At 72.6% G+C, this 11,896-nt stretch carries 11 protein-coding genes; 8 read left to right on the top strand and 3 right to left on the bottom strand.

Translation table 11 applies throughout. The annotated features are described in order from the left end of the window. The first annotated feature begins 35 nt into the window (after positions 1 to 35). Positions 36 to 1,388, top strand: coding sequence for an MFS transporter (locus OYE22_RS15890; protein ID WP_277321028.1), 1,353 nt, complete (start codon positions 36 to 38; stop codon positions 1,386 to 1,388). A 72-nt stretch (positions 1,389 to 1,460) separates the two neighbouring features. Here the strand turns inward: OYE22_RS15890 and OYE22_RS15885 are convergent, their stop codons facing one another. Beyond that, complete coding sequence (locus OYE22_RS15885) at positions 1,461 to 2,183, bottom strand: DUF5324 family protein (RefSeq protein WP_277321027.1); 723 nt, start codon at positions 2,181 to 2,183, stop codon at positions 1,461 to 1,463. Positions 2,184 to 2,440: 257 nt separating this feature from the next. Between OYE22_RS15885 and OYE22_RS15880 the strand changes: the two genes are divergently transcribed. Together OYE22_RS15880 and OYE22_RS15875 are read left to right on the top strand one after the other, a co-directional pair. Continuing rightward, positions 2,441 to 2,974 carry a peptidylprolyl isomerase gene (locus OYE22_RS15880; protein ID WP_277321026.1) on the top strand — a complete coding sequence of 178 codons (534 nt, stop codon included), beginning with the start codon at positions 2,441 to 2,443 and terminating at the stop codon, positions 2,972 to 2,974. A 226-nt stretch (positions 2,975 to 3,200) separates the two neighbouring features. Beyond that, positions 3,201 to 4,097: a rhomboid family intramembrane serine protease gene (locus OYE22_RS15875; RefSeq protein WP_277321025.1), complete on the top strand. Its 897-nt coding sequence runs from the start codon at positions 3,201 to 3,203 to the stop codon at positions 4,095 to 4,097. Between the two features lie 682 nt (positions 4,098 to 4,779). On the opposite strand, the gene crgA is transcribed toward OYE22_RS15875, so the two are convergent. Then, positions 4,780 to 5,037, bottom strand: a complete 258-nt coding sequence (gene crgA, locus OYE22_RS15870) for a cell division protein CrgA (RefSeq protein ID WP_277321024.1) — start codon at positions 5,035 to 5,037, stop codon at positions 4,780 to 4,782. Between the two features lie 145 nt (positions 5,038 to 5,182). On the opposite strand from crgA, the gene OYE22_RS15865 reads away from it, so the two are divergent. The 5 genes from OYE22_RS15865 (at position 5,183) to OYE22_RS15845 (ending at position 9,266) form a co-directional block, all read left to right on the top strand. Further along, entirely contained in the window at positions 5,183 to 5,953 is a 771-nt protein-coding gene (locus OYE22_RS15865; protein WP_277321023.1) for a DUF881 domain-containing protein, read from the top strand. A 286-nt stretch (positions 5,954 to 6,239) separates the two neighbouring features. Further along, positions 6,240 to 6,398, top strand: coding sequence for a hypothetical protein (locus tag OYE22_RS15860; RefSeq protein WP_176162941.1), 159 nt, complete (start codon positions 6,240 to 6,242; stop codon positions 6,396 to 6,398). A 46-nt stretch (positions 6,399 to 6,444) separates the two neighbouring features. Beyond that, positions 6,445 to 7,128: an aminodeoxychorismate/anthranilate synthase component II gene (locus OYE22_RS15855; RefSeq protein WP_277321022.1), complete on the top strand. Its 684-nt coding sequence runs from the start codon at positions 6,445 to 6,447 to the stop codon at positions 7,126 to 7,128. 324 nt (positions 7,129 to 7,452) lie between these two features. Further along, on the top strand, positions 7,453 to 8,433 hold the full coding sequence (locus OYE22_RS15850; protein ID WP_277321021.1) for a class E sortase: 981 nt from the start codon (positions 7,453 to 7,455) through the stop codon (positions 8,431 to 8,433). An 83-nt stretch (positions 8,434 to 8,516) separates the two neighbouring features. Further along, positions 8,517 to 9,266, top strand: a complete 750-nt coding sequence (locus OYE22_RS15845) for a class E sortase (protein WP_277321020.1) — start codon at positions 8,517 to 8,519, stop codon at positions 9,264 to 9,266. Positions 9,267 to 9,742: 476 nt separating this feature from the next. Here the strand turns inward: OYE22_RS15845 and pknB are convergent, their stop codons facing one another. Next, positions 9,743 to 11,800 carry a Stk1 family PASTA domain-containing Ser/Thr kinase gene (pknB, locus tag OYE22_RS15840; RefSeq protein ID WP_277321019.1) on the bottom strand — a complete coding sequence of 686 codons (2,058 nt, stop codon included), beginning with the start codon at positions 11,798 to 11,800 and terminating at the stop codon, positions 9,743 to 9,745. Positions 11,801 to 11,896: the final 96 nt, after the last annotated feature.

The following is an 11,896-nucleotide window of genomic DNA, read 5'->3' as shown; positions in this document are numbered from 1 at the left end:
GACGGTCGGCGGGGGGCCGGGACATCATGCCTGGCGTGGACCTGACGAAGAAGGCGACGAGCCGGACCCGTACGCGCTGGGGCGTGCTCGCCCAGCGGGACTTCCGGCTGCTGTGGGTGGGCGAGACCGCGAGCGGGTTGGGCAACGGCATCACCGTGGTGGCCCTGCCGCTGATCGCGGTCGAGGTGTTGGACGCCAGCTCCACCGCCGTCGGCCTACTCGCCGCCGCGGTGTGGCTGCCCTGGCTGGTGGTGGGGCTGCCGGTGGGCGCGTGGGTGGACAGGACGCGCAAGCGTCCGCTGATGCTCGCGTGCGACCTGGTCTCCGCCGCGGCGCTGCTGAGCATTCCCGTGGCGGCGTGGTGCGGCGGGCTCACGTACGGGCACCTGGTCGGCGTCGCGCTGGTGTGTGGCACGGCGGCGGTGTGCTTCAACCCGGCCTACCACGCGTACATACGCACCGTGCTCGACGGGCGGGACCTGCTCGAAGGAAACGCCAAGCTCCAGGGCAGCGAGGCGGCGACCCGGGTGGTCGGTCCCGGCGCGGCGGGACTGCTCGCGCAGGCGTGTGGCGCGGTGGCCGCGCTCGTGGCCGACGCGGTGACGTTCCTGGTCTCCGCGTTCTGTCTGCGGCGGATCCGGGTGGTCGAGCCGGACCACGCCCCCACGGGGGACCGTATACTCCTGCGGCGGCAGATCGGCGAGGGGCTCCGGTTCGTGGGGCGGGACCGCTACCTGCGGTCGATGGTCGCGTGGGGCGCCGTGATCAACATGGCGCTGATGGGCTACCAGGCGGTGCAGGTCGTGTTCCTGGTCCGCACCGTCGGGCTGAACCCGGCCATGGTCGGCCTGTTGCTGACCGGCGGCAGCGCCGGCGGCATCGTGGGGGCGCTGGTGGCGACGCGGGCCACCCGGCGGTTCGGCACCGCGCGCGGCCTGCTGCTCCTCCAGGCCGTCACCGCGCCGTTCGTGTTGCTGCTGCCGATGACGACGGCCGGGCCAGGGCTGGCGCTCTTCGCGGCGGGGTCGTTCACCGTCGGGGTCGGCATCTCCGTGGCCAACGTCGTGGTCGGCAGCTTCCGGCAGAGCTACTGCCCGCCCCACCTGCTCGGCCGGGTCGTGGCGACGGCCATGGTGATCAACCACAGCACGATCCCGCTCGGGTCGCTCCTCGGCGGTGTGCTGGGGGACGTCGTCGGCTACCGCGCCACCATGTGGATCATGACGGGCATCGTGGCCCCGTCCTGGCTCATCCTTGCCATGAGCCCGATCCGCCGCCAGCGCGACCTGCCCCGCGAGCAGGCGGGGCCGGGCGCGCGACCGCCGGTGGAGTCGGGCGCGCGGGTGGAGTCGGGTGCGCCGGCGGAGGCGGAGACCTCGCGATCGTGACGCGGACGCGCGCCGGCGGGCGCCCGGGGTGGGCGCCCGCCGGCGCGTCGGTGGTTCGCGCGGGTTCGCGCGTCAGGACTTGTCGCGCTTCGCGGCGTCCGCCGCCGCCTGCTTGGCCTCGACCTCCGGGTCGAGCCCGTCCCGCTCGGCGCGCTCGGCCGGCGTCAGAGGCTCGCGGTCGCCGACCTCCGTCGCGGCCGGCGGCTCCACCAGCCAGTCCGGGTTGGCCTGCTTGTCCCACCACTTCCACGCGGCGTACGCCCCACCGGTCAGCAGCCCCAGCACGACGAACCGCTTGGCGAACCTGCCCCGGCGCGCGCGCCGGCGCTGCTTCTTCTGCAACCGCTCCACGTCGGCCGCGGTGATCTGGCCACGGAGCGCGGCCAGTGCCGCGCCGCCGCGCGCCGCGGCCTCCTCGCGTACCGGGTCCGCGGCGGCACGGGCACTGGCCAGCGCGCTCTCCACGCGGGGGCTGGTGTACTCCGCGGCCTGTCGCGCGGCCTTGCGGGTGCGCGCCGCGGCGCGGTGCGCGGCGCGGTCCACCGTGGGCGGTACGGCGCCGCGCGCGTGCTCGATGCGCGGGGCGAGGCGGCTGTGGTACTGGTCGCTGGCCGTCGCCCGGGCCTGGTGCGCGGCCTGCGACACCTTCGGGGCGAGCTTGGCGCGGGCCTCGTACGCGTAGTGCACGGCCGCTTCCTTGGCCTGGCTGGCGTGTGGCCCCACCACCTCCACCGCGTGGCGGACGCTCTCCTTGGCCGGGCCGGTCGCGTCTCGCACGCTGTCCTTGCGGGTCACGGAATTTCCTCCTCCTCGGTGGCGTATCCGGGGTCCGTCAGACGCCCCTCGACGCTTAGGTCGCCTTTCCACCCATTTGCAGATCATGCCTGTTCGTTGATCGCCGGGCACCTGCGGTCGGGCATCCGGGTCATAGGGGCCTCGCGCGTACAAGGCTACGGAAAGGGGCGCCGCGCGCTGTTTCCGGCGGCTACTCGTCTCCCCGGCGTCCATGCGAGGATCGGGAGACGTCCAGTGAGAACTATGGAAGGTAGATCGTGGCTGAGCAGCTCTACGCCACCCTGAAGACCAACAATGGGGACATCGAGGTCCGGTTGCTGCCGAACCACGCGCCCAAGACGGTCAAGAACTTCGTCGAGCTCGCCGAGGGAACGCGCGAGTGGATCGACCCGACGACCGGCCAGGCGTCCACGAAGAAGCTGTACGACGGCACGGTCTTTCACCGGGTGATCAGCGGCTTCATGCTCCAGGGCGGCGACCCCCTGGGTAACGGCACCGGCGGTCCGGGGTACAAGTTCGGGGACGAGTTCCACCCCGACCTGTCCTTCAACAAGCCGTACCTGCTGGCCATGGCGAACGCCGGCCCGGGCACCAACGGCTCGCAGTTCTTCATCACGGTCGCGCCCACCACGTGGCTCACCGGCAAGCACACCATCTTCGGTGAGGTGAGCAGCGACGCCAGCAAGAAGGTCGTGGACGCCATCGCGAACACGGAGACCAACCCGCGCACCGACCGCCCGGTCAACGACGTGGTCATCGAGTCCGTGGTGATCGAGACCCGCGAGGGCTGAGCACCGCGTCACTTCGCCGCACCATCCGCCGCGCCGCCCCGGCCCCGCCGGGGCGGCGCGGCGTGGGCGGTACCACCGCGCGCCCGTCCGGCCGGGCGCCGACCGACACCGGGCGCGGGGGCGAGGAACCATCCCGCCCCGCCCATCCGTACACCACACAGGTGAGTGGGGCGGCGGTCGTACACTGCCCGGCGCACGGGCACCGGGGGAGAGGTAAGGGGAGACCATGGAGGACCAGGCGGTCTGCTGCTACCGGCACCCGGAGCGGGAGACGGGGGTCAGTTGCACCCGCTGTGACCGGCCGATCTGCCCCGAGTGCATGGTCAGTGCCTCGGTCGGCTTCCACTGCCCGGAGTGCGCGGGCGGGGCCCACGCCAGCGGCGGTGGCGGGGCGTCCGGCAGCGGCCTGCGGCGGCCGGCGAGCACCTCGCCCCGGACGATCGCGGGCGGCTCGCTCACGAGCGACCCCCGGTTGATCACCAAGATCCTGCTGGCGATCAACGTGCTGGTCTGGGTCGTCGTGCTGTCCAACGGCAACCAGATGATCAACGACTGGGCGATGGTCGGCGAGTGGCCGCCGTCCGACTCCGGCTTCGCGCCGGTCCAGGGCGTCGCCGAGGGCGAGTGGTACCGCCTGCTGACCGCGACGTTCCTGCACGAGGAGGCGCTCCACATCGCCTTCAACATGCTCTCGCTCTGGTGGCTCGGCGCCCCGCTGGAGGCGGCGCTGGGCCGGGTCCGCTTCCTGGCGCTCTACCTGCTGTCCGCGCTCGGCGGCAGCGCGCTCAGCTACCTGCTGGCCGACGCCTCGCAGGCGTCGCTCGGCGCCTCCGGCGCGATCTTCGGCCTGCTCGGCGCCACGGCCGTGCTGATGCGCCGGCTCAACTACGACATGCGCCCGGTCGTCATCCTGCTGGCGCTCAACCTGGTCTTCACCTTCGCCTGGAGCGACATCGCCTGGCAGGCGCACATCGGCGGCCTGATCGTGGGTACCGCGGTGGCCTACGGCATGGTGCACGCCCCGCGCGAGCGCCGCGACCTGGTGCAGGCCGGGACCTGTGTGGCGGTGTTCCTGGTCATCCTGGGCACGGTGCTGCTGCGCACAGCGCAGCTCACGGGCTGAGCCCTACGCGGGCGGGTACGCGCGGGCGCGCGGAAACCCCTTAGTGGCTGGTCCACGGCGGTTGTCCACAGCGCGCCGCGTCTCCTGTGGGAACGTCTGTCCAGACGCGTACGGAGGGGCGTTTCCGCAGGCAGGAGGGGTGTGTGGGGGAAGTGAGCGGGGTTGTGGGCGGTCACACCGGCGTCAACATCGCGCAGGTTATCCACAGATCGTCGTAAGTTTTCCCCACTGTGGATCGCTCTGTGGATAACTCAGGTCAGAGCTCGTCTCAGCGCGTGTCCGGCCCGAGCCCGAGCACGGCGCCCGTACCGTGCCCGTACCGCGTCCACGGCGAGCGCCGGGGGCGACCGACCCTGCCACACGGGCCCCGGGGTCCGCCACCCCGCGCGCCGTAAGCGCCGCTGGCGACGACGGGAAACGGCCGGCGCCTCCCCCACGGGCGAGCGACGCCCGCCGCGCTCACCCCGGCGCGCCCTGCCACGAGGCGCGGTGGCGCTCTCGCGTGACCAGCGGTTCCGCGCCCCGGGGCGGCGTCACGCGGCGTGCGGCGCCGGCGCCCCGGCGGCGGACGGCGTCAGGCGGCGCTCCGGCTACGGGCGTGCGGGGGCGTCAGGCAGCGAGTGGCGTCACGCGGCGTGCGGCGCACGCGACGAACCGGGCCACGGCGTCACGCGGCGTGCGGCTACTTCCACTGCGTCGAGACGACGAACCCCGCCGCGATGAAGCCGAATCCGACGACGATGTTCCAGTTGCCGATCGGGTCGATGGGCAGGGTGCCGTCGGTCACGTAGAAGACCACGATCCAGGCCAGACCGATCAGGAACATGGCCAGCATGAGCGGCGCGACCCAGCTCCGCCCGCTGTTCAGGTTTATGGTCGTCGCCTGCTTCGCCGAAGGCGGCGTGAAGTCGTCCTTCTTGCGGATACGTGACTTCGGCACGAGGAACTCTCCTGTCGATGCGCTGCGTGACCGCGCGGAAACCTAGTGGGACGGGGCGCCGGGAGCAGTGAGCGGGGAGCACTTCCTTTCTCCCGGGCGTCCGTTAGCGTAGTGCTTCCGCGGCGTCGAGAGAGATAAGGGTACGTTGAGTAATTCAGCCGACTCCCCTGGACCGGCCCCTCGGCGCTTCGCTTTTCGCCCGATCCGGTTGTTGACGATCGCCATCTTCGCCCTCGCCGGGCTTATTTTCTGGATCAGCTTCAACACCGCCCAGGGCACCAACATCCGCAGTGACGAGTCCATGCTGCGGCTGTCGGACCTCATCCAGGCCCGTAGCGACAAGAACGCCGCGCTGGACGAGAAGACCGCGAAGATGCGTTCCGACGTGGACGCGCTGCTGCACCGGGACGACGACCGCAGCGCCGCCGACGAGGAGCGGCTGCGCGCGCTGGAGAAGTCGGCCGGCACCCAGAAGCTGCGCGGCAGCGCGGTCACGGTCACCCTCACCGACGCCCCGCCGAACGCCACCCCCAGGGTCTCCGGCGTGCCCGACCCGCAACCCAACGACCTGGTCATCCACCAGCAGGACCTGCAGGCCGTCGTCAACGCGCTGTGGCAGGGCGGCGCCGAGGGCATCAGGGTCATGGACCAGCGGCTGATCTCCACCAGCGCCGTGCGCTGCGTCGGCAACACGCTGATCCTCCAGGGCCGCGTCTACTCCCCGCCGTACAAGATCACCGCCGTGGGCGAGGTCTCCGCGCTGCGCGACGCGCTCCGGGACTCCCCGGCGATCCAGAACTACCAGGAGTACGTGAAGGCGTACGGCCTCGGCTGGCAGGTCGACGAGCACGACTCGGTGACGCTGCCCGGCTACTCCGGCACGGTCGACCTCCACCACGCCCGCCCCGCCGACTAGCGGCGCCCGCCCGCGCCCACCGGGCGGCCCGCCCCCCGCGTGCCCCAGGCCGCCGGCGCGTCCGGTCCCGCGCGCGGCGCCCGGTCCCCGAAGACCGCCGGCGCCCCCGACAGCGGCCTGCCCCGGAACGACCCCGGCCGTGCCCCGACCCGCCCCGGCGGGCCCCCGCGCGCCGTCCGGAGCGTTTCCCACCTCTTGTCCGGCTGACCCACGGCCCCACCACCGCGCCCCTTACCCTGGTTCCGCAAGCGACTCATCCATCGGCTCGACGGCAAGTAGGGGCAGCATGTACGGCTGGATCTGGCGGCACCTGCCGGGCAACGCGTGGGTGCGGGCACTGATTTCGCTGCTGCTCGTGCTCGCCGTCGTCTACGTGCTCTTCCAGTACGTCTTTCCGTGGGCGGAGCCGCTGCTGCCGTTCAACGACGTGACGGTTGATGAGTGACCGCGGCGACGGCAGGAACCGATACGGCAGGAACGGCAGGCACCCGATGACCGCGCGCATTCTCGTCGTGGACAACTACGACAGCTTCGTCTTCAACCTCGTCCAGTACCTCTACCAACTCGGCGCCACCTGCGAGGTGCTGCGCAACGACGAGGTGGAGCCCGCGCACGCCGACGACGGCTTCGACGGGGTGCTGCTCTCCCCCGGCCCCGGCACGCCCGAGCAGGCGGGCGTCTGCGTGGACATGGTGCGACACTGCGCGCGGACCGGCGTGCCCGTGTTCGGCGTGTGCCTGGGCATGCAGTCGATGGCCGTCGCGTACGGCGGTGTCGTCGGGCGCGCCCCCGAACTGCTGCACGGCAAGACCTCCGCGGTCACTCACGACGGCGCCGGCGTCTTCAGCGGGCTGCCGTCCCCCTTCACCGCGACCCGTTACCACTCGCTCTCCGTCGAGAACGGCACCTTCCCCGCCGAGCTTGAGGCCACCGCCTGGACCGACGGCCCGGACCACGCCTCGGGCGAACCGGGCGGCGGCGCGGGCGCGGGCCGCATCGTGATGGGCCTGCGCCACCGGGAACTGCCCATCGAGGGCGTGCAGTTCCACCCGGAGTCGGTGCTCACCGAGTGGGGGCACCTCATGTTGGCGAACTGGCTGACCAGGTGCGGCGACGCGGGCGCGGTGGAGCGGGCGGTGGGGCTGGCGCCGGTGGTCGGCAAGGCCGGGGTGTGACCGCACTGCGCCCCGAACGCGCAGCCCCCGCCCCCCCGCACGGGCCCGCCCGCCAGCACGGCCGCTGCCGGGGCGACCGCGCCCACCGGCGCCGGAGCGACCGACACCCGAACGACCGACACCGCCGCCCCGGGCGCCCCGCCTTCGGGCCCCCCGGCTTCGGACAGCCTGGCCCGGGACACCGGCGCCCTGGACACCCCGGCCCGCCGGGACACCGCGGCCCCGGTCGGCGGGCGGCACGCCGCCGATCGGCCGTCCAACGAGGAGACGGTGGGCCTGCGCGTCCCGGGGATGGTGCGCCGAGGCGCACCGGGGCCCGGCCCCATGCCCCCGCTGGTGGACGCCGAGACGATGGCCCTGCGCCAGGTGGCGCCGCAGCCGCCCCGCGAGGAGCTGCCGCTCCCGCCCGAGCGGCCGCGACCGTCGACCGGCGACGCGCCCGGCGGCCGGGCCGCGCGGCGCAAGGCCGCCCGCAAGGCGGCTGGCCGCGCCGGCCGTCGCGCCCCCGCCCGCCGCGCACCCGGAGCCGCCCGCGCCGGGCCGCCGGCCGCCGCGAGCGCCGGCGCCGCGACCGGGACCGCGGCGCCCATGACCCGGCTGGCGGCCCGCCAGGCCGAGCGGGCGCGCAGACCCGGCGTGGCCACCAGGGTCAGCCGGGGGTTGGGCGAGCTGTTCATCACCATCGGGGTGCTGATGCTGCTGTTCGTGGCGTACCAGCTCTGGTGGACGAACATCATCGCGCAGCAGCAGGCGCGGGAAGAGCGCGAGAAGTTACAGAAGCAGTGGGCGCAGGACGACAAGCGGGCGCCCGGGGAGTTCGAGCCCGGCGAGGGGTTCGCGATCATGTACATCCCCAAGCTCGACGTGGTGGTCCCGGTGGCCGAGGGGATCGACAAGCGGGACGTGCTCGACCGAGGCATGGTCGGCCACTACGGCACCGGAAAACTCAGGACCGCCATGCCGTCGGACAAGCGGGGCAACTTCGCGGTCGCCGGCCACCGCAACACGCACGGCGAACCCTTCCGCTACATCAACCGGCTCCAGCCCGGCGACCCGATCGTCGTGGAGACCCAGGACGCGTACTACACGTACGAGATGGCCGCCATCCTCCCGGAGACCTCGCCGTCCAACATCGGGGTCATCGGCCCCGTACCGCCCGGTTCCGGCTTCACCGGACCGGGGCGCTATCTCACGATGACGACGTGCACGCCGGAATTCACCAGTAAGTATCGAATGATCGTATGGGGCAAGATGGTTGAGGAGCGCCCCCGCTCCCAGGGCAAACCGGACCCGCTGGTGAAGTGAGCGGACCCGGCGGACCGGGGCGGCGGCAACTCGACCGTGGTGCGAGGGCACCCGGTGGCGAACCAGGAACGAGGTACGACGCGGTGGTACGGACCGACGAGGACGGCCGGGGCGAACAGCCGGGCGGGCCGGGCGCCACGGCCGCCGCACCCCCGCGCGGCGGTCGCGCCCGGAGCCGGATCGCGACCGCCGTCGGCGTCTTCGGCGAACTGCTGATCACGGTGGGCGTGCTGCTCGCCCTGTTCGTCGTCTACTCCCTGTGGTGGACGAACGTGATCGCCGACCGGGAGGCGAAGAAGCAGTCCGACAAGGTGCGCGAGAACTGGGCCAAGGGCCCGGGCGCCCTCGACACCGGGGACGGCATCGGCTTCCTGCACGCCCCCGGTCTCAAGGAGGGCGAGATACTCGTCAAGAAGGGCACCGCCACCAAGACCCTCAACAACGGCGTCGCCGGCTACTACACCAAGCCGGTCAAGTCCGCGATGCCGTGGGACAAGAAGGGCAACTTCACGCTGGCGGCGCACCGCGACGGCCACGGCGCCAAGTTCCACAACATCGACAAGCTGGACGAGGGCGACGCCGTGGTCTTCGAGACCCGCGACGTCTGGTACGTCTACCGCGTCTACGCGAAGCTCCCGGAGACCTCCAAGTACAACGTGGACGTCCTCGCGCCGATCCCCAAGGAGTCCGGCAAGAAGAAGCCCGGGCGCTACCTCACCCTCTCGACCTGCACCCCCGTCTACACCTCCCGGCACCGCTACATCGTGTGGGCGGAACTGGAGCGCACCGAGAAGGTGGACGCGAACCGCACCGAGCCGGCGGAACTGCGCTGAGCCCACGGGCCCCGCCCCCGCGACCTCCGCCCTCCCGCTGGACCCCACCCCGCCGTAGGCCGCGCTCCCTCACGCGACCTCCCGTTCCCCACGCGCCGCCCGGAGCGCCCACGCGCCGCCCCAGGCCGCCCGCTCAGCGCCTCGCGGCCCCACCGGCGGCCCCGGGCGCGCCTCACCCCGCCCCGCGCCGGCCACGGCGCGCCTGCGCCCGCGAGCGCTCCCAACCGCCGGCCGTCCGCACCCGGCCTCCAGCCGTCCGCGTTCGCCGACCGGCCGTACGCGCCGCACCCGGGCCGGACGCGCGCGACTACCGGCCGTACGCGCCCGACGCCCGCCACACCGGGGGGCATACGGCGGACGGCCCGCCGTCCGCGCTCCTGAGCGCGGACGACGGGCCGTCCGTCAATGGCCGTGGCGGCCGGTGCCCGGGTGGTCCCGCCGGTTGCGGGGTCCGGGTCCGGCGCGGTGGCCGGGGGTCAGCCGAACCAGCCGCCGTTGCCCCCGTCGCCGCCGTTGCCTCCGTTGCCGTGCTCGCCGCCGTTGTTCCCGCCGCCCGGCGTGCCGCCGCTGATCGTGGTGAGGTTCACCGCGGTGTCCTTCGGGACCTGGCTGCCGGCGCCGGGCTGCGAGAGCAGCACGATGGCGTTGTCGTCCTGCGGGCCCCTGATCTCGCCGACCCGCAGGCCGAGGCCCTCCAGGGTGGCGCGGGCGTCGCCGAGCTTCTGCTGGGTGAGCACCGGCACCTGGACCGGGGCCTCGCTCTCGTCGCCGCCGTCGCCGCCTTCGTCACCGCCCTCGTCGCCCTCCTCGGGCGCCTTGGCGATGGTGAGGGTGACCACGGACTCGGGCACCACCGGGGTGCCGCCGGTCGGGGTCTGGCTGATGACCGTGCCGGCCGGCTTGTCCGGGCTCTCCTGCTCCTGGGTCTCGACCTTGAGGCCCTGGCCCGTCAGGAGCTGCTTGGCCTCGTCGGCGGACTTGCCCAGCACGTCCAGGACGGTGACCTGCTCCTTCTTCTTGGCCACCGTCAGCGTGACCTCGGTGCCCTTGCGGACCTTGGTGCCGCCGTCCGGGGTCTGGCTCAGGACCTTGCCGGCCTCCTGGTCGGACTCGGTCTGCTCGACGACGACCGTGAACTCCTTCTCCTCCAGGAGCTTCTTGGCGTTGTCGACCTGCTTCTCGGTGACGTCGGGCACCTCGACCTTGGTGACCGCGAGCCCCTTCGACATCACCAACTCGACGGTGCCGTTCCGCTTGACCTCGGCGTCCGGGCTGAAGGCGGGCGTCTGCTCACAGACCGTTCCCTTGGGCTGCTTGCAGAACTTCGCCTCGCCCTCCTCGATCTTGAAGTCGCCGTTCTCGGCCGTCTTCTGGGCCTCCGCGAGCGTCTTGCCGACCAGGTTGGGCACGTCGACCATGTCGTCGTTCTTGTCGCCCCCGAACAGCGCCTTGCCGATGAAGATCGCACCCACCAGCACCAGGATCGCCGCGATGACCAGCAGGATCGTCGAGGTGTGGCTCTTCTTCTCGCCGCGGTGCCGGTCCCCGCGCTCGTCGTAGCCGAAGCCGCCGTCGTCGTCGCGCGCGGGCGGCAGCATGGTCGTCTGCGCCGCGGCGTCCTGCGGCCGGAGCATGGCCGTGGGTTGGTCGTCCCCGTAGCCGACGGCGCCGAGCGCGGCCGTGGCCGCCACCGGCTGCCCGTCGAGGGCCGCCTCGATGTCGGCGCGCATCTCGTCGGCCGACTGGTAGCGGTAGTCCGGGTCCTTCACCAGCGCCCGCAGCACGATCGCGTCCATCTCGGGCGTGATCTCGGGGTCGTACGCGCTGGGCGGCTGCGGCTCCTCGCGCACGTGCTGGTAGGCGACGGCCACCGGCGAGTCGCCGACGAACGGGGGCCGCACCGTCAGCAGTTCGTACAGCAGGCAGCCGGTCGAGTAGAGGTCGCTGCGCGCGTCCACCTGCTCGCCCTTGGCCTGCTCGGGCGAGAGGTACTGGGCGGTACCGATGACGGCGGCGGTCTGCGTCATCGTCATGCCGGACTCGCCCATCGCGCGGGCGATGCCGAAGTCCATCACCTTGACCTGGCCGGTGCGCGTCAACATGACGTTGGCCGGCTTGATGTCGCGGTGGACGATCTGGTTGCGGTGCGAGTACTCCAGGGCCTGCAGGATGCCGACGGTCATCTCCATCGACCGCTCGGGCAGCAACTTCCGCCCGGAGTGGAGCAGTTCGCGAAGGGTCGAGCCGTCGACGTACTCCATCACGATGTAGGGGATCGAGACGCCGTCGACGTAGTCCTCGCCGGTGTCGTACACCGCGACGATCGCGGGATGGTTGAGCGAGGCGGCCGACTGGGCCTCACGGCGGAACCGGGCCTGGAACGACGGGTCGCGCGCGAGGTCGACCCGTAGCGTCTTCACAGCGACGGTGCGGCCCAGGCGCGTGTCATGGGCGAGGTAGACCTCCGCCATGCCACCGCGGCCGAGCACCGAGCCCAGCTCGTACCGGCCGCCGAGGCGACGCGGCTCTTCCATAGCTTCTCCAGCCCTCTCCGTCATTCCCGACCGCACCGGTGTGGGGGCCCGGCGGTGTGCTGCTCGGCATACCGTACCCGCCGTGTATCACGGGTC

The organism is Streptomyces sp. 71268, assembly GCF_029392895.1.
Classification (GTDB): domain Bacteria; phylum Actinomycetota; class Actinomycetes; order Streptomycetales; family Streptomycetaceae; genus Streptomyces.
This window is presented reverse-complemented; position numbering and strand designations above follow the sequence as displayed.

Coding starts and splice junctions, on each gene's coding strand:
- OYE22_RS15855 (WP_277321022.1), top strand. CDS start 6,445: ATGACCGCGCGCATTCTCGTCGTGGACAACTACGACAGCTTCGTCTTC.
- pknB (WP_277321019.1), bottom strand. CDS start 11,800: ATGGAAGAGCCGCGTCGCCTCGGCGGCCGGTACGAGCTGGGCTCGGTG.
- OYE22_RS15860 (WP_176162941.1), top strand. CDS start 6,240: ATGTACGGCTGGATCTGGCGGCACCTGCCGGGCAACGCGTGGGTGCGG.
- OYE22_RS15875 (WP_277321025.1), top strand. CDS start 3,201: ATGGAGGACCAGGCGGTCTGCTGCTACCGGCACCCGGAGCGGGAGACG.
- OYE22_RS15850 (WP_277321021.1), top strand. CDS start 7,453: ATGCCCCCGCTGGTGGACGCCGAGACGATGGCCCTGCGCCAGGTGGCG.